The sequence below is a fragment of the Roseburia sp. CLA-AA-H209 genome (assembly GCF_020687575.1).
Lineage (GTDB): Bacteria > Bacillota > Clostridia > Lachnospirales > Lachnospiraceae > Roseburia_C > Roseburia_C amylophila.
On sequence record NZ_JAJEQU010000003.1, the window covers coordinates 237848 to 256012 of the forward strand.

The 18165-nt window shown below is 41.3% G+C and carries 14 protein-coding genes; 13 read left to right on the forward strand and 1 reads right to left on the reverse strand.

The features are described 5' to 3' along the window. The first annotated feature begins 14 nt into the window (after positions 1–14). From LKD41_RS04775 to LKD41_RS04825, 11 genes are all read left to right on the forward strand, one after another. A complete protein-coding gene (locus LKD41_RS04775; protein ID WP_227700558.1) occupies positions 15–1487 on the forward strand; it encodes a flippase in 1473 nt (490 codons plus the stop codon). Between the two features lie 11 nt (positions 1488–1498). Further along, positions 1499–2683 (forward strand): nucleotide sugar dehydrogenase, encoded by a 1185-nt coding sequence (locus LKD41_RS04780; RefSeq protein ID WP_227700559.1) that lies wholly within the window; start codon positions 1499–1501, stop codon positions 2681–2683. Between the two features lie 77 nt (positions 2684–2760). Next, complete coding sequence (locus tag LKD41_RS04785) at positions 2761–4404, forward strand: glycosyltransferase family 2 protein (RefSeq protein WP_227700560.1); 1644 nt, start codon at positions 2761–2763, stop codon at positions 4402–4404. An 81-nt stretch (positions 4405–4485) separates the two neighbouring features. Continuing rightward, positions 4486–4683 (forward strand): hypothetical protein, encoded by a 198-nt coding sequence (locus LKD41_RS04790; RefSeq protein WP_022244445.1) that lies wholly within the window; start codon positions 4486–4488, stop codon positions 4681–4683. Between the two features lie 120 nt (positions 4684–4803). Continuing rightward, positions 4804–6210: a sugar transferase gene (locus LKD41_RS04795; protein WP_227700561.1), complete on the forward strand. Its 1407-nt coding sequence runs from the start codon at positions 4804–4806 to the stop codon at positions 6208–6210. A gap of 3 nt (positions 6211–6213) precedes the next feature. Next, positions 6214–7662, forward strand: coding sequence for a glycosyltransferase family 2 protein (locus LKD41_RS04800; protein WP_118056463.1), 1449 nt, complete (start codon positions 6214–6216; stop codon positions 7660–7662). Positions 7663–7665: 3 nt separating this feature from the next. Next, entirely contained in the window at positions 7666–8832 is a 1167-nt protein-coding gene (gene cps2T / locus LKD41_RS04805) for a beta 1-4 rhamnosyltransferase Cps2T (RefSeq protein WP_227700562.1), read from the forward strand. Further along, positions 8829–9533 (forward strand): glycosyltransferase family 2 protein, encoded by a 705-nt coding sequence (locus LKD41_RS04810; RefSeq protein WP_022244441.1) that lies wholly within the window; start codon positions 8829–8831, stop codon positions 9531–9533. The genes cps2T and LKD41_RS04810 overlap by 4 nt, the downstream gene beginning before the upstream one ends. Positions 9534–9634: 101 nt before the next feature. Then, complete coding sequence (locus LKD41_RS04815; RefSeq protein WP_117946448.1) at positions 9635–10783, forward strand: LCP family protein; 1149 nt, start codon at positions 9635–9637, stop codon at positions 10781–10783. Between the two features lie 142 nt (positions 10784–10925). Further along, positions 10926–11987 carry an SGNH/GDSL hydrolase family protein gene (locus LKD41_RS04820; protein ID WP_227700563.1) on the forward strand — a complete coding sequence of 354 codons (1062 nt, stop codon included), beginning with the start codon at positions 10926–10928 and terminating at the stop codon, positions 11985–11987. After that, positions 11984–13435 carry an MBOAT family O-acyltransferase gene (locus LKD41_RS04825; protein WP_227700564.1) on the forward strand — a complete coding sequence of 484 codons (1452 nt, stop codon included), beginning with the start codon at positions 11984–11986 and terminating at the stop codon, positions 13433–13435. The genes LKD41_RS04820 and LKD41_RS04825 overlap by 4 nt, the downstream gene beginning before the upstream one ends. Here LKD41_RS04825 and LKD41_RS04830 read toward each other — a convergent pair. Further along, a complete protein-coding gene (locus tag LKD41_RS04830) occupies positions 13416–14390 on the reverse strand; it encodes a glycosyltransferase family 2 protein (protein ID WP_117697452.1) in 975 nt (324 codons plus the stop codon). The two genes, LKD41_RS04825 and LKD41_RS04830, sit on opposite strands and share 20 nt — an antisense overlap. 193 nt (positions 14391–14583) lie before the next feature. Between LKD41_RS04830 and LKD41_RS04835 the strand changes: the two genes are divergently transcribed. Together LKD41_RS04835 and glmS are read left to right on the forward strand one after the other, a co-directional pair. Continuing rightward, positions 14584–15903, forward strand: coding sequence for an ArnT family glycosyltransferase (locus LKD41_RS04835; RefSeq protein WP_227700565.1), 1320 nt, complete (start codon positions 14584–14586; stop codon positions 15901–15903). Between the two features lie 135 nt (positions 15904–16038). After that, positions 16039–17865: a glutamine--fructose-6-phosphate transaminase (isomerizing) gene (gene glmS / locus LKD41_RS04840; protein WP_227700566.1), complete on the forward strand. Its 1827-nt coding sequence runs from the start codon at positions 16039–16041 to the stop codon at positions 17863–17865. Positions 17866–18165: the final 300 nt, after the last annotated feature.

Sequence of the window (18165 nt, forward strand, 5' to 3'; positions counted from 1 at the left end):
AGCGAGGACATATTGTGAAAGAAGTAAAATCAATCAAATTTAACTTTATAATGAATCTGATTCGGGTTTTGATGACAATAGTATTCCCGCTGATTACCTATCCATATGCAACGCGGGTACTGAATTCTGCCGGAGTGGGACGGGCTGCCTATGTAGCATCCATTGTCAGCTATTTTCAGCTGGTAGCATCCTTTGGTGTTAATAATTATGCCATTACAGAGGGTGCAAAAATCCGTGACGATAAGGCAAAATTAAATAAATTTGCTTCGGAAATGTTTTTCATCAATCTGGTATTTACGGTGCTTGCTTATATCGGATTTGCAGGTGCGTTGTTCCTGCCGAAGTTTGACGGCTATGAAATGCTGCTGTTAATCAGCAGTTCTACGATTCTATTTACCACCCTTGGTATGGAATGGCTCTATGAACTGTTGGAAGAGTATGAGTATATTACGATTCGTTCTGTCATTTTCCAGGTAGTAGCACTTGTAATGCTATTTGTGCTGGTACGGAATGAAGGTGATGTAGCATGGTATGTGGCATTGACTGCGGTATCTACCGTTGGCTCCGGTGTGCTGAATTTTATTCACAGCAGACATTACATCCATTTATTTGAAACAAGAGTCCATTGGGCTGATATCAAGGTTCATATGAAACCGATGGTATATATGTTTGGCGTTTCGATTGCATCTGTTATTTATCTCAATTCCGATATTACAATGTTGGGATGGATGAAGGGAGATAAGGATGCGGGAATCTATACAACGGCATCGAAGATGAATCAGGTTTTGTGTACGCTGATTAAATCTCTGAGTACGGTTATCATGCCCCGGATGGCATATTATCTTGAAAATGACCAGAAGGATAACTTTGACCGGCTGTTAAAACAGGCATTCCGTTTTATGATGATGTTAATTGTACCATGTATGGTGGGTATGCTTTTGATTTCGCCGGAAGTCATTCATCTGATATCCGGTAAGAATTACAGCGAGTTTTTCCCGAGTGTTACAACATCGAGAATTCTTGCCATCAATTTGTTCTTCTCGCCGATTAACGGCTTTATTGCATATCAGATATTTATGCCAAAGAAGAAAGAGAAGATTATTTTCTGGGCAACCTTGGGTGGCGCAATCAGTAACCTTATCATTAACTACCTGCTGATTCCGGTATTAAGCTACGATGGAGCAGCAATTGCTACCGTACTGGCAGAGGCAATGGTAATGTTAATCTGCATTATCTTAGGACATAAGATGATACCGTTTAAGGGAATGATGCAGGGTGTCTGGAAATATGTCATCGCATCCGTTCCGATGGTCATTGCATATGTGCTGTTTCAGAAGGTAACTTTCAGCAGTTATTTGATTTATATGTTACTGATGATTATAATTGGAGTAGTAACCTATGGCATTATGCTTTTAATCTTAGGGGATGAACTGGTGCGTGAAGAAGTACGCATGATATTTGGAAAATTGAAACACAATGAAAAATAAGGAGGATACACATGAAAATTGCAGTAGCAGGAAACGGTTATGTGGGATTGTCAAATTCCATTTTATTAGCACAGAATAATGAGGTATGGGCAGTCGACATTGTTGAAGAGAAGGTCGATCTGATTAATCATAAGAAATCTCCAATCGTCGATAAGGAGATTGAAGAATATTTAGCAGAGAAACCATTGAATCTGCGGGCTACCACAGATGCGAAGGCAGCATATGAAGGAGCAGATTTTATTATCATTTCCACTCCGACCAACTATGATGAGAAGAAGAATTACTTTGATACATCATCCGTAGAAGCCGTAATCAAGCTGGTTATGGAATATGCACCGGATGCAATTATGGTTATCAAATCTACAGTTCCGGTTGGCTATACCGAAAAAGTAAGAGCGCAGTTTGGCAGCAAAAATATCATCTTCTCTCCGGAATTCTTAAGAGAAGGAAGAGCATTATATGATAACCTCTATCCATCCCGTATCGTAGTGGGATATCCGAAAGAGGATGAAAGCTTAAGGGCAAAGGCAGAAGAGTTCGCCGGCTTATTAAAACAGGGTGCTATCAAAGAGGATATTCCGGTATTATTAGCACACCTCACCGAGGCAGAAGCAATCAAATTATTTGCAAATACTTATCTTGCACTGCGTGTTTCCTATTTTAATGAGCTGGATACCTATGCAGAGGTAAGAGGATTAAATACCAGACAGATTATCGAAGGCGTAGGCTTAGACCCGCGAATCGGTAACTATTATAACAATCCGTCCTTCGGATATGGCGGATACTGCCTGCCAAAGGATACCAAGCAGTTACTGGCAAATTATGCGGACGTTCCAAATGATATTATCGGAGCAATCGTTGCAGCCAATACGACAAGAAAAGATTTCATTGCACAGCAGATTTTAGATAGAAATCCTTCTGTAGTAGGTATTTATCGTCTGACCATGAAGACCAATTCCGATAACTTCCGCCAGTCTTCTATTCAGGGCGTTATGAAACGTCTGAAAGCAAAGGGCATTGAAGTAGTGATTTATGAGCCAACCTTAAAGGATGACAGCTTCTATAATTCCAAAGTAATCCGTGACTTAGACGAGTTCAAGAAGATGTCCGATGTTATTGTATCCAACCGTAACAGTGCAGACTTAGAGGATGTGCAGGACAAGGTATATACCAGAGATATTTATGACAGAGATTAATTTTAGAAAATAAAGCTGCCTGATTAGAACGACGAGATTAGCGCAGTGAGATTAGAGCAGTGAAAAAAGGAGACAAGATGAAACTGAGCCTTTATAACCTCAGAAAAGGTTTCCGATATTTAAAAAATTATGGTTTAAAGGAATTCTTCATCCGCCTGAAAGAAAAAGGAGAACCGGAGCAGATTTCCTATGCGGAATATGCAGCAGGCCATAAGGTAACAGAAGCACAACTTAAGATACAGACAAAAGAATCTGATAAGTGGTCCTATCGACCGCTTATCAGTTGTGTTTATATGGGAGAAAATAGAGAAGATGCGTTGGCTATGTTAGAACAGCAGAGCTATATCAACTGGAATCTAATCTGTATCGATAAGCTCTGTACCGGAAAAGAAATAGAGCTTTCCGGGGAATATGCAGCGCTTATTGAGGCGGGTGACACCATAGAACCGGATGCTTTCTATGAGCTTGCCCATGCCATTGCTTTTCCAAAAGAGACAAAGCAGTCAGGAATTCACTGGGAAGAAATCGGAAAGCCGGATTTGATTTATACGGATGAAGATGTCAGATGTCCGGATGAATCAAAGACAACGGAGACAGCAGAGCCTCTTTTAAAGCCGGACTTCAGCCCGGATTATCTGGAAAACTACTGTTATATCAGACATTTATGCTGCATCAGAAAAACGGTATTCCTGCAGGCACTGAAAGAAAATGACGGAAATCCTGCAATAGAAGAACTGATCTGCCGGGCGGCAAAGCAGTCCGATAGTATCATCCATATTCCCAAAGTGCTTTATCATACAAAGGCGGAGCATGCACCGAGAGTAGAACATGCCTCTATGGCAGCGGGTAGTCACGAAAAGAAGCAGCCACTGGTATCTATTCTGATACCGAATAAAGACGAAAAAGCTTCTTTGGAAAAATGCATCACATCCATTCGGCAGGGCAGCTACCGGAATTATGAGATTATCATTATAGAAAATAACAGTAAAAGCGAAGAAATCTTTGATTATTATAAAGAGCTGCAGATGCAGTATCCGGATATCCGCGTGGTAGAATGGAAACCTGAAATACCGGGTACTTTTAATTATTCAGCCATTAATAACTATGGAGCATCCTATGCAAAGGGTGAATATCTTTTGTTCTTAAACAATGATATTGAGATTATAACAAAGGATTACATGGAACGGATGCTTACCCTGTGCGGAAAAGAAAATACCGGAGCAGTGGGAGCAAAGCTTTATTACCCGGATGATACGATACAGCATGCCGGAATTGTCATAGGCATCGGTGGACATGCCAGAGGAATTGCAGCCAATATGTGTGTAGGACAGGTACGCAGCGATAGTGGGTATATGTATAGAGCCAGCCTGCGGCAGAATTTAAGTGCAGCAACAGCAGCATTTCTTATGGTGCCGGCAAAGGTGTTCCGTGAGGTGGGCGGATTCTGCGAAGCTTTATCAGTAGCATTTAATGATGTGGATTTGTGTCTTAAAATCCGGAAGAAGGGTTATCTTATTATATATGAACCATCCGTAGAAGCGTACCATTATGAATCAAAGTCCAGAGGACAGGAGGATACAGAGGAGAAAGTACGCCGTTTTCAGGAAGAGATTGAATATATGAGAACCCGCTGGATTGATATTTTAAAGCAGGGAGATCCCTATTATCATCCCGGACTGACCCGTTACCGGACAGATTATTCCCTGGGACAAAAGCACTAAGGCATTGCAGAATTTGTAAGAAAGTGGTAACTTTGTAACTGAGTATAGAGAAAAACAAGTAACAGGGAGGTAGAGTTACACATGATGAAAGTTTATATTTGTCCGAAATGTGGCTGGATACGGACGGTTTCAAGAAGAAATGAAGTGGAATGTTTTAAATGTGGAAATGAAAAGATGGTTCTGGCAAAGATTCCTTATGAGAAATATGGGAAGATGAGTGAGAAAGAACGGAAAGACTATTCGGAAAGCTGGCTGTATATTCACAGAAACAGCATTTGACAGAAGAAGAACATACTTTTTTCACAGAAAATTAAGAAAGAATTCGGTTGTACCTGACAGGGTAGGACTGGTATAATATTCCTAAAAAGATGGCTTGTATTGCATAAGAGGGAATAGATTATGTATAAAAAAGAACGAAAAAGCTGGATGAAGCATCTTGACTTTACGATTCTGGATATTATCTGTCTGGAACTTGCATATGCCTTATCCTATTTTATGCGTTTTGGAAGAAAAAATGAGTTTTTAAATGAGGAATATCAGCGATTAGCGGTAGTCCTTATTTTGATTGATATCTGCGTGGTATTTTTCGGCGAATCCTATAAGAGCATTCTGCGGAGAAAGAATACGCAGGAATTTAAGCATGTTGTTGTTCATACAACAATCATTGTTGCCGGAATGATGGTATATGGATACTGGACCAGACAGTCTGACTTTTCCAGACAGATTTTCCTGATGTTCTGGGGACTGTCTATGATTTTTGAATTTGTCGGCCGTTCCGGGCTTAAGAATTTTATTAAGAAAAAGATGATGAATGACAGAAATCTGTCTGCCATGATAGTGGTAACGACAGATGAACTGGTGGAGAGCTGTCTTAAGGAATTTGAAAATCTGCCATATCGGGAATTTGCCGTGCACGGAGTTGTTGTAGTGGATGCAATGCGTAAGGGAGAAATTATCCGGGGCATTCCGGTGGTAGCAAATGCAGATGATTTCTTTGAATATGTAAAAAATAATGTGGTAGATGAAGTGTTTATTAATGGCAATACTATAGCCAGCAGCCAGGCACTGGCAGATGATCTGCTGGAAATGGGCGTTACGGTGCATTTTAATCTGGTACATGCTTCCAAGCTGATGCCGAATAAAGTAATCGAGCAGTGTGGAAATTATATGGTCTTAACTTCCAGTATGTGTATTGCAACACCACGTCAGTTGTTTTTTAAACGTCTGATGGACATTGTTGGCGGTTTTGTGGGATTGGTGATTGCCGGTATTGCTACCATTATTTTTGCACCGATTATTAAGAAGCAGTCACCGGGACCGATTTTCTTTTCCCAGATTCGTGTGGGGAAAAATGGCAGGAAATTCCGCTTTTATAAATTCCGTTCCATGAATGTAAATGCAGAAGAACAGAAAAAAGAGTTGATGGGGCAGAATGAGATGTCAGGGCTGATGTTTAAGATGGAAGATGATCCGAGAGTATTTCCGGTTGGCAGGTTCATGCGGAAGTTTTCCATTGATGAACTGCCACAGTTCTGGAATATTTTAAAAGGGGATATGAGTCTGGTAGGCACAAGACCGCCGACGGAGGAAGAATTTGCCGGATATGAGGCAAGGCACCGGGCAAGACTCGGAATTAAGCCGGGGCTTACCGGAATGTGGCAGGTCAGTGGAAGAAGTGACATTACGGATTTTGAAGAAGTGGTACAGCTGGATACCTACTATATTACAAACTGGTCACTGGCATTGGATATTAAAATCTTGTTTAAGACCATTCAGGTTGTTGTAACAGGAAAAGGATCGAAGTAAGCAATGGGATTAACGAAAAAGGCTGCATATGCAGTTGGAATGATACGCAAGCATGGACTCCGGGGACTGGCGATTAAAGTAATGGAAACAAAATATGAGCCCATAGACCATGAATATACGAAAAACTGGCAGAATTATATGGTGACAAAAGAAGAATGGAAGGTGCAGCGGAATACGTTGTTTGAACATATGCCGCTGGTTTCTGTTGTAGTACCATTATATGAGACACCGGAATGCTTCTTACGGGAACTGATAGAGGGCATGCTGGGACAGTCCTATGAAAACTGGGAACTGTGTCTTGCAGATGGAAGCCCTACCGATAAAATCGAACGTTTTCTTGCAGAAAATTATAAAGAGGATGCAAGAATACGTTACCGCAGACTGTTGGAAAATGGTGGGATTTCAGAGAATACCAATGAGGCAGTTGCGATGGCAATGGGTGAATATATCGGATTATTGGACCATGATGATGTGCTGGCTGCCAATGCCCTTTATGAAGTGGTGCGGATGTTAAATGCCCATCCGGATGCACAGGTGATTTATTCCGATGAAGATAAAATTGATGCAGAATCCGGGATACACAGCCGGCCACATTTTAAGACGGATTATAATCCGGAATTGCTGATGCATTATAATTATATCTGCCATTTTCTGGTAGTAAAGAAGACCATGTTAGAGAAGGTGGGGGATTTCAATCCCTGCTATGATGGTGCCCAGGACTATGAACTGGTGCTCCGCCTGACGGAGCAGACGGATGCCATTTATCATATTCGAAAGATTCTTTATCATTGGAGAATACACAGTGGTTCCACGGCAGGCAGTTCCCTGTCCAAGGATTATGCCTATGATGCGGGAAAGCGGGCATTGGAAGCTTACGTGCAGAGGCGGAAAATCCCGGCAGAGATTAAAGAAGCCCAGGGGCATAATTCTTATGAAGTGATTTATGAACAGGAAGTTCCGGAGCCGGAGCTTATTAATCTTGCGGAAATAAAGGAAAAAGATGCTTTAAATGAACTGGTAGAAAACAGCACAAGGGAATATCTTTTCATTTATGACAGCCGTCGCACCAGATTGCTTGGGGAGAGGGAACGAAAAGAACTGGCACAATATGCCTGCTTAAATAAAGTGGGACTGACAGGTGTCCGGTTTAAAAAGCACCGGAAGTTAGTTTCGGCAGGCATTGGCGTATTACCGGATGGAAAGAAGGGATACCTTTTTGAAAAACTTCCGGTCTGCTTCAAGGGATATTTCAACCGGGCAGTGCTTCCGCAGAATGTCAGCGCCGTTCCGTTGGAACAGTGTATCATAAAGAAAGAAGCATATCTTAAGGCTGGCGGAATTGCTCTGGATAAAGAACCGCTAGAGAGAGCAATAGATTTTGCCGGACGTCTGCAAAAAGCGGGATATCAGATTATGCTGGATGCAAAACTTACAGCAGTTTATAAGGGATAGAAAATGAAACATGTATTTATTATAGGCAGTAAAGGAATTCCGGCGGCTTACGGCGGGTTCGAGACATTTGTAGAGAATCTGACCGGACAGGCAGTCAGTGAAGACATTCAGTACCATGTGGCGTGCATGTCTGACCATAATGAAGAATTTACTTATCATAATGCGAAATGCTTCCGGGTGAAGGTGCCGGATATCGGACCAGCGAGAGCCGTGTATTATGATTTGGCAGCATTTCGTTACTGCATTCAGAAAATTAAAAAAGAAAAGATAGAGGATGCCGTTGTCTATGTGCTGGCATGCAGAATCGGACCATTTGTGGGGCACTTTAAAAGGCAGCTGCACTGGTTGTCTGGTACACTTTATGTAAACCCGGATGGACATGAATTTATGCGGGCAAAATGGAATAAATGGATTCGTAAATACTGGAAATATTCGGAAAAGGGAATGGTAAAGCATGCAGATTTATTAGTCTGTGATTCAAAGAATATTGAACAGTATATCAGGGATGAATATCATAAATATCAGCCGAAGACCACATTTATCGCATATGGAACACTATCTTATAAAGCAGGTGAACCAACAGAGGATTTGCTGGCATGGTATCAGAAGTTTGATATCAGAAAAGAAAATTATTATCTTATCGTCGGAAGATTTGTCCCGGAAAATAATTACGAGACAATGATTCGGGAATTTATGGCATCTGATTCCACAAAAGATCTTGTAATCATCACAAATGTGGAAGAAAATGCTTTTTATGAAAGTTTAAAAGAGAAAACCGGCTTTTTAAATGACAAGCGGATTAAATTTGCGGGAACCGTGTATGATGCTGCATTGCTGGCAGAAATCCGCTACTTTGCTTATGGATATTTTCATGGACATGAGGTGGGAGGAACCAATCCATCCCTTCTTGAGGCACTCAGTACCACAAAACTGAACCTGCTTTTAGATGTGGGATTTAATAAAGAAGTGGGGGAAGATGCCGCACTGTACTGGAATAAGAAAAACGGAAATCTTGCCACACTGATTCAGAAGGCGGATATTATGGATGAAGCAGAGAGGGAAGAGCTTGGCCGGAAAGCGAAGGACAGAATGAAGAAATGGTATAGCTGGGAAGCAATTGTACAGCAGTATGAAACACTGTTTCTTACAGGAGAGGAAGAGAGAGAATGATATCGGTCTTAGTAGTAACCTATAACGGAGAAACCTATATCAGAGAACAGATAGACAGCATACTTAAAAATATCGGACTGGGTGATGAACTGGTGGTATCGGATGATGGTTCACTGGATACTACGAGGGAAATCCTTAAGTCCTATCAGGAACAGGATGCAAGAATCCGTGTTATGGAAGGACCGGGTGAAGGCGTTATTGCCAATGTGGAAGCAGGACTTAGGGCGTGCCGGGGCGATTATATTTTTCTTGCAGACCAGGATGATGTCTGGATGCCGGATAAAGTAGAGAAAGTCATGGAAGTATTCCGGAGGAAGAAAGCCATGGTTGTGGTTCATGATGCCAGAGTGACAGATGCTGCATGCAAAGAGACACTGATGCCGTCCTTTTTTGTTTACCGCCACAGTGGAAGAGGTGCGATTAAAAATATTATTAAGAATACCTATATGGGCTGTTGCATGGCATTTCGGAAAGAGGTATTGGATGCAGTACTTCCGATTCCGAAGGATGTTACCATGCATGATCAGTGGATTGGTGTGAAATGTGATTTGAAATATCACCGCACGGTATTTTTAAAGGAACCATTGATTCTTTACCGGAGGCATGAAAAGAATGTATCCGATTTTTCCCATAACAGCGTGGGTGTAATGATTAAGAATCGCTTAATTTTTCTAAAAAGGATATTAAGCTATCATGGATAATATTGACACAAAAAGTGTTTTGTTATATATTAGTTTCAATTGTTTTGAAAAATGAATAGAAACTGTTTAACATCAGGAAAATAAGATAATGGAGATGACTTATGAGTACAAGTAGTAATAATAGAAACCGTAAAAGAAAGAAAATGACCAGACGCCAGAGAAGAAAGAGAAAATTGATTCTTTTTATAGTGGAAGTACTGGTTATCTTAATTCTTCTGGCAGCATTATTTGTAATTATTAAATTAAACAAACTCAATAATACCGGTGATTTGGATGAAGATAAGCTGAATATTAATATTGATGCCAAAACCCAGGAATTGTTAGATGGTTATACGAACATTGCATTATTTGGTATTGATAACCGCAGTACCGGCAAATATGAGTCCGGAAACAGTGACTGTATCATGATTGCAAGTATTAATAATGATACGAAGGAAGTAAGACTGATATCGGTTTATCGTGATTCTTTCCTGGCAGTAGATGATGATGACAATTTAAGAAAACTCAATGCAGCATATGCAAAAGGCGGTCCGACCGGTGCAGTTGCAGCATTGAATAAGAATCTTGATCTGGATATTAAAGAGTATGTAGCTGTGGACTTTAATGCAGTTATGGAAGTGGTAGATGCACTGGGTGGAATTGAACTTGATATTAGTTCCAAAGAAGCAGAAACCATGAAAATATATATCAATGAGATGAATGAGGTAATGGGAACCAATGGAACAGCAGTTTCCGGACCTGGACTTCAGACAGTGAACGGAATCCAGGCATTGGCTTATTGCCGTGACCGTTACAGCGGTGGTGATGACTACGGCCGTACCGAGCGTCAGAGAACCGTTATCAGTAAAATAGTCGAGAAGGCAAAAGCAGCCAGTCTTCCTACATTAAATAAGGTGATTGATAAATTATTCCCGGATATTTCCACAAGTCTTAGCAGTTCTGAAATATTGGGACTGGCAGCAGGCATCAAAGACTACGAACTGGCAGATACACAGGGCTGGCCATTCCAGCTTACCACAGAGCGTATGGGAGGAAAGCTTGGCGATGTAGTAGTTCCTACAGATCTGGAAACCAATGTGAATTTACTGCATCAGTATTTATTTGATGTAGAAGATTATGAGACAACACAGACCGTAAAGAATATCAGTAAATCCGTAATCAATGAGTCTGGAAAGACTGCTTCGGATACAGTAAGAGATACAAATCCGTTTACGGCAGAGGACACAGAGGCGGATACCCAGACACAGTAAAGAAAGATAAATAAAAATATTCATAGGAAAAGCTGTCTGGAATAGGACAGCTTTTCTTTCGCAGGAAATAAGGAAGAGACGAAAAAGAGACGGAAAACGAATTCAGAAAAGTTGTTTCTTATATCATGACAGGAGGTTCTCCATGGCGGGAAGAACATCGGAAAAAGGGAATACAACAGGAAAAACAATATTCTGCTTTATCGGAAAGGTAATAGGAGCTGGAATTACAGCATTTGCAATTCTGGCGCTTTTTTGCGTATTTTATTACAACCCTCCGGTACATGAACCATGTGGAAATGGAGTGACCAGCTATGTAAGACAGGCAGATACGTTCTGGGCTAGAGGAACGGAAGGTTTTGCCATGGGAACTACCGATGACAGTGGTTATAACAACAGTTATCCGGCGGATGGAAGAAAGACTGCTATTTTAATGATGGGTTCTTCCCAGACGGAAGGACTGTATGTCAACGAGGATGATTGTGTATCTTATTTGCTAAATGAGAAATACGCCGAAGATGGAAGCAACCGGTATGTATACAACGTGGGAATGTCAGCCCATACCATTTACCGTAATATCAGTAATTTGGAAAATGCCCTTAAGGTTTATCGGCCTGCTGAATATGTTGCGTTAGAGACCGGAACACTGGCAATGAATCCGGTAGAAGCTGCGCAGGCATTGAATCATGAAATGCCTGAGCTGACAGCGGGAAGCGGAATACCGGCACTGGAAGTATTAGAAAAGAATCCTTATATCAAGCTGCTGTATCAGCAGTATAAGAATCTACAGAGCCAGAACAATGGCGAAGCAGATGTAACGATTACGGAAAATGCCGGATATGATGTATTTGGTGATGACACCTATGCGGCCACGGAGGAACTGCTTGCCTATATCAGCAGGACAGCGGAAGAAGCAGATGTTCAGGCGGTGATTTATTATATTCCGGATATGACATTGACAGAGGATGGTAGTTATGAATGCTCTGCAAGTGTGGACACCAGAGATACTTTTGCAGAATTATGTGGAAAATATAATATTATTTTTGTGGACATGACAGATTCCGTAGAGGAAGCCTATGTGAAAGAGCATATCGTAGCCAGTGGATTTGATAATACAACAGTTGGCTATGGGCATCTTAATGCATATGGACATGAGCTTCTGGCACAGTGCATTTATGATGCAATCGGAGAGGAGGAGCAGAGATGAGTTTTGCAAGTGTAAGCTTTTTACTGTTTTTTCTTGTAGTGCTTCTTCTTTTACTTCTTGTACAGAGGGTGCTGCCTTTTGCGGAAATAAAGCGCCGCATCATATGCCAGGGAATCCTTCTGATAGCCAGTTATGTTTTTTATGGCTGGTGGAATATGCGGCTTTGCCTGCTTTTAATGGGAATTACATGGATTTCCTTTTTTACCGCGGTAAAAAAAGATGAAAAGCATCTGCGGCAGAGCCGGATTTCTCTTCTGATTGGAGTAGGCACGCCTTTGGCGGTCCTTGGAATTTTTAAATATTATGATTTCTTTGTGACTTCCTTTTGTGATGTGTTTCATCTGACACCGGGAGTGCTGAATCTGATTCTTCCGGTAGGAATTTCCTTTTATACCTTTCAGGCATTGAGCTATACCATTGATGTCTATACCGGGAAGATAGAAAAAGAAAAAAGCTTTTTGCAGTTTGCGTTGTACTTAAGTTTTTTCCCACAGCTTGTAGCGGGACCGATTGTAAAAGCATCGGAGTTTCTGCCACAGCTTAAGGAGAACCGGAAGGTTACACTTGCGGGACTGGAAAGTGGAATACAGATATTTGTATTTGGTATGTTTAAGAAAGTGGTACTGGCGGACAATATTTCTGTATTTGTGGATGAAGTATATCGTAGTCCTCAGATATTTGGTTCCGGAACGGTTGCACTGGCAGTAGCAGCCTATGCCATTCAGATTTATATGGATTTTTCCGGTTATTCGGATATGGCAATCGGCTGTGCAAAATGTATGGGCTATGAATTACCGGTGAACTTTAACCTTCCATATATATCACATAATGTCAGTGAGTTCTGGAAACGGTGGCATATCAGCCTTTCAAGCTGGCTGATGCAGTATCTTTATATTCCACTGGGTGGTAACCGCAAGGGACGTATTCGTACTTATGTAAACCTGATGATAACGATGCTTTTAGGGGGACTCTGGCACGGTGCAGAATGGAGCTTTGTATTGTGGGGGGGTCTCCATGGACTGGCTCTTTGTATCCACAAGGGCTTCCGGAAACTGGCTGGGTATCAGAAAGGGCAGGAGAGAAAGAAAAATGTTCTGGTGGATACCTTATCCATCCTCGGAACGGACATTTTTGTCTGCATCTGCTGGATATTCTTCCGGGCAGAAAATGTGCCGAAGGCATGGCTGGTATTAAAACAGTTATTTGGCTTCCGGGCGGGCATTACACATCCGTACAGCTTTGCCATTGCAGCAATTATTATTCTTTGCATTGCAACAGTGGCTGCATATCTTAGGGCAGCAAAGAAAAAAGAAAAGACCGTCAATGGTTTTTATCCTGTTATGGATTTAAATCATTTCTGGTCTCTTGTGATTTTCTTTGTTGAGATAGGCCTTATCCTTGGTCTGGCTTATGTGAAGGGCAGTCCGTTTATTTATTTTCAGTTTTAGGTAAGGCGGTTTGTGTGTCTGCCATGGAGGTCTTTGGTGTCATCGGTTCATCAATAATGAATGGTGGACGGTTTCTGGTGGCATCATAAATACGCCAGATGTAGGAACCAATAATACCGATGGAAAGCATAATAATTCCCATACCCATTAAAAGTACGATTAATAATGAGGTATAGCCTTCTGCAGTTATAATTCCGGTCATTTTCCGGTAAATTGTAATAAAGAACAGAATGAGTGCAAAGAGAAATACTCCGGCACCGGCTGCAGTGACCATGGTAATCGGAAAACTGGAGAATCCTATCAGGGAATCCGTGGCAAGTTTTATTTTTTTGTGAAGAGTCCATCGGGAATGTCCGATGGTTCTTTTTTTCCGGATATAAGGAACAGTTGCAGTCTGAAAGCCACTCCACAGGACCTGTCCCATAAGAGAGGTATTTTTTTCCTTCATTGCGACCAGCAGGTCAATGATTTGGCGGTCAATCAGAAAACTGTCAAATCCACCTTTGGGCATGGTGGGAAGTGCAACCTCCTTCATAATATAGGCATAAAGGGAAGAAACAGCTTTCTGTGTAAGAGGTTCCTCGCGGTCAGCACGGGTAGCAAGTACTACCTTATTACCATCCCTGTATTTTTCTAACATACTTAAGATTAATTCGGACGGTTCCTGTAAGTCGGCAGCTTTGCGGACAGCACAATCGCCACTGCAGCGGGAGAGTCCTGCAAGAATGGCAGCATGTTCACCAAAATTACGGGATAATTTTAATGGGATAATATGTGTATCCAGGCGGGCAAGCTCGCAGATGACATCATAGGATTTATCTTTAGAACCATCATCAACCATGAGAATTTCATAGTCACAATCCAGTTTACATAAAACCTTTTCCCGCAGATCATTGTAAAGTGGAAGAAGGTTATCATGGTTAAAATACACTGGTATTACAATGGATAGTTTCATAACATTGGCTCCTTTCATAAAGTATTACTTCTTGATTCTTTATTATGATAACGTATGTTTTTGTAAAATCAATAGGGTAAAGAAAGTCTTAAGAAAATAGTAAGAGAACACTTAGTTGTCTGGATAAGTTTTCAGGAGTATAATACCAACGATTCATCATGAAGAAGAAATTAATAATGAAAAGGAAATGAGAATGGAAAAGACAAATCAGACTCTGAAAAGAGGGTATTTAATATGTTTATTTCTGGCATTGACAATTTGGAGTATGGCAACTACTTCCGGGAGCGGGCCGGATGAAGCCATGAAATATGATATCTGTAATTATATAGCGTCCCATGGAAAGCTTCCTGATGGAACGGACCCGGCGCTAAGAAATCCAATCTGGGGAATATCATATGGATTTACTCCGATTCTGTCATATATGATAAGTGGAGTTTTTTTGAAAATAGCTTTTTTATTTACCACAAATGTGTATTGGCTGTATGTGGCAGTCAGATTCACCAGTGTACTTTCCATAACCGGAATGGCATATTTGATGTTTCAGATAGGAGAGTACTTATTTCAAACCAATAGAAGCAGATTTTTGTTCGTAATGTCTGGAACCCTGCTGCCCCAGGTAATGTATCTTGGAAGTTATCTGAATAATGATTCCTTTGCATTATTTACAATTGCATGGATTATTTATGCCTGGCTTAGGGGCAGGGACAGACACTGGGACTGGAAAAGCTGTATCCTATTAGGAACTGGAATAGGGTTATGTGCATTATCTTATTATAATGCCTACGGTTATCTTTTGATGAGTATACCGTTTTTCTTTATTTCCTACTGGAAGGAAAGGCAAATAGAAGGTGAAGGAAAAAGAACTGACATGCATCGGATGTTCAGGATGGCAGCAGTAATTGCTATTGTAGCAATACTTTTAGCTGGCTGGTGGTTTATCCGGAGTGCAATATTATATGATGGTGATTTCCTTGGACTTCGAACAACGGATAAATATGGGGAAATGTATGCACAGCCGGGATTCCGTCCGTCAGAACGGCCGACGCCATATCATCAGGGCTGGTCATGGCATCAGATGTTATTTACTTCCGGCTGGCTGAGAACATCACTGATCAGCTTTATTGGAATATTAAGGACCTGCGACTGGAATCTGATGGGCAGGGGCTATCTGGGGATTGGAATACTTTTTCTTGCTGGAATCATTGGCTATCTGGCAGGCGGGTGGAAAAGAAAAATATTTTCGTCAGACAGACTGCTGCATATCACATTTCTGATATGCATGGTAATTCCATGCGGATTGAGTATTTATTATTCTTTTTATAGTGACTATCAGCCACAGGGGCGGTATCTGATGCCGATGCTGATTCCGTTTCTATATTTTGTCACGACAGGACTGACTTTGGTACTTGAAAAGATACCACAAAAAGTAAATCGTATGTTATACGGTGGAATTTATATGTTTTTCATATTGATATCTGCAGCAAGTTTTTATTATGTTCATGCGCTGATATAGATTTCAAAAAAGGACTGGATAATCCCCGGTTATTCTTATATAATGTCAAAAGGACGATAAAGACAGTTCTATAAAAGATAGGATGAAACAACAGCAATTGGAATAGAATGTAAAAGAAAAGCAGGAGGAAGAATTATGTGCGGAATTGTTGGATATATAGGGAAGAAACAGGCTGCACCAATTTTGTTGGATGGACTTTCAAAACTGGAGTACCGTGGTTATGATTCGGCAGGTATGGCAATCTTTGATGGGAAGAAGATTAACATGGCTAAGGCGACCGGAAGATTAAAGGTATTATCTGAGCTGACCCATGAGGGTGCTACCTTGCCGGGAACGGTTGGAATCGGTCACACACGCTGGGCAACCCATGGTGCACCGAGTGATATCAATGCGCATCCACATTTCAATGAAGCCGGTACGATTGCTGTGGTACACAATGGTATCATTGAAAACTATATGAAATTAAAGAAAAAGTTATCAGAAAAAGGCTATAAGTTCCAGTCAGACACGGACACTGAGGTTGTGGCCCAGCTGCTGGATTATTACTATACCGGGAATCCATTGGAGACCATTACCAAGGTCATGCATCGTGTGGAAGGTTCTTATGCACTGGGAATTATCTTTGCAGAGAATCCGGATGTTATCTATGCAGTCCGTAAGGACAGTCCTCTGATTGTAGGAAGAGGTGAGGGGGAGAATCTGATTGCATCCGATGTCCCGGCAATTTTAAAATATACCAGAGATGTATATTTTATTGAAAATGAAGAAATTGCCCGCCTCTCCGAGGAAAAAATAGAATTCTTTAATGTAGACGGGGAATCTATCGAAAAAGAATGCAAACATATCGAGTGGGATATTCATGCAGCAGAAAAAGGCGGCTATGAGCATTTCATGTTAAAAGAAATGAATGAACAGCCAAAGACCATAAGAGATACCATCAGTCCGCGTATCAAGGATGGCAGAATTGTCATTGATGAGCTTGGAATGAGTGACGAAGAAATCAGAAATATCAGCAGAATTCACATTGTTGCCTGCGGTTCTGCTTATCATACCGGATTTACCAGTAAGTATATTTTCGAGGGAATGGCAAGAATTCCGGTAGAAGTAGATGTGGCATCCGAGTTCCGCTACCGGAATCCGATTTTAGAGGACGGAGCCCTTGTCATTATTATCAGTCAGTCCGGAGAGACAGCAGATTCCCTGGCGGCACTCCGTATGGCAAAAGAGCGTGGAGTTAAGACCCTTGGTATTGTAAACGTAGTTGGAAGCTCCATTGCAAGAGAGGCAGATAAAGTAATGTATACCTGGGCTGGACCGGAAATTGCAGTTGCAACTACAAAGGCATACAGTGCACAGCTTGTGGCACAATATCTTCTGGCAATTAAATTTGCACAGGTTCGTGGTAAAGTTACGGAAGCAGAAGTAGGAGAAATGCTTCGTGACCTTAAGAAGCTGCCGGATCAGGTAGAAATGTTACTGAGCCATAAAGAGAAGATCCAGAAATTTGCCAACCGTTTTATTGCAGCAAAGGATATTTTCTTTATCGGAAGAGGAATTGATTATGCGATTTCCATGGAAGGCTCTTTAAAATTAAAGGAGATTTCCTATATTCATTCTGAGGCATATGCAGCAGGTGAGTTAAAGCACGGAACCATTTCCCTGATTGAAGATGGTACACCGGTCGTTGCAGTGGCAACACAGGATGCACTGCTGAAAAAGACCATCAGCAATATTGTAGAAGTGAAGACCAGAGGCGCATTTGTCATGGCAGTCACCAATGAAGGCAATACAGAGATTGAAAAGACAGCAGATTATGTCATCTATATTCCACAGACCAATGCATATTTTGCCAATTCACTGGCAATTATTCCATTGCAGCTGTTCAGCTACTATGTAGCAGTTGGAAAGGGCTGTGATGTGGATAAACCAAGAAATCTTGCTAAATCTGTTACGGTTGAGTAATTTATAGAGCAATTGGAAAAGAAGATGCGGTTTTACTTAGAATTCTATTTCTATGAAAGGACATTTTATTTTGTGCACACTAAAATGCCAGCCGTTCTAAAATTTTGTTTTGCTTGCTTGTAAACTGTCTTTCCGTTGCTTTGACTTAAGATAGCTCCACCGTCCGTTGAATACGGATGCCACATAATGCCTGCAAGGGGCACTAAGGATTTCGGATAAAGTTTAATTCATCTGGCAACCGGCGCATATTCACATCCATGTTCAGATGCGCCTCGCTGGCACGTCCTGTGCCAGCGTTGC

Bases quoted from the DNA above. Each gene is read 5' to 3' on its own strand.
- LKD41_RS04780 (WP_227700559.1), top strand. From the start codon at position 1,499: ATGAAAATTGCAGTAGCAGGAAACGGTTATGTGGGATTGTCAAATTCC.
- LKD41_RS04785 (WP_227700560.1), top strand. From the start codon at position 2,761: ATGAAACTGAGCCTTTATAACCTCAGAAAAGGTTTCCGATATTTAAAA.
- LKD41_RS04790 (WP_022244445.1), top strand. From the start codon at position 4,486: ATGATGAAAGTTTATATTTGTCCGAAATGTGGCTGGATACGGACGGTT.
- LKD41_RS04795 (WP_227700561.1), top strand. From the start codon at position 4,804: ATGTATAAAAAAGAACGAAAAAGCTGGATGAAGCATCTTGACTTTACG.
- LKD41_RS04800 (WP_118056463.1), top strand. From the start codon at position 6,214: ATGGGATTAACGAAAAAGGCTGCATATGCAGTTGGAATGATACGCAAG.
- cps2T (WP_227700562.1), top strand. From the start codon at position 7,666: ATGAAACATGTATTTATTATAGGCAGTAAAGGAATTCCGGCGGCTTAC.
- LKD41_RS04810 (WP_022244441.1), top strand. From the start codon at position 8,829: ATGATATCGGTCTTAGTAGTAACCTATAACGGAGAAACCTATATCAGA.
- LKD41_RS04815 (WP_117946448.1), top strand. From the start codon at position 9,635: ATGAGTACAAGTAGTAATAATAGAAACCGTAAAAGAAAGAAAATGACC.
- LKD41_RS04820 (WP_227700563.1), top strand. From the start codon at position 10,926: ATGGCGGGAAGAACATCGGAAAAAGGGAATACAACAGGAAAAACAATA.
- LKD41_RS04825 (WP_227700564.1), top strand. From the start codon at position 11,984: ATGAGTTTTGCAAGTGTAAGCTTTTTACTGTTTTTTCTTGTAGTGCTT.
- LKD41_RS04830 (WP_117697452.1), bottom strand. From the start codon at position 14,390: ATGAAACTATCCATTGTAATACCAGTGTATTTTAACCATGATAACCTT.
- LKD41_RS04835 (WP_227700565.1), top strand. From the start codon at position 14,584: ATGGAAAAGACAAATCAGACTCTGAAAAGAGGGTATTTAATATGTTTA.
- glmS (WP_227700566.1), top strand. From the start codon at position 16,039: ATGTGCGGAATTGTTGGATATATAGGGAAGAAACAGGCTGCACCAATT.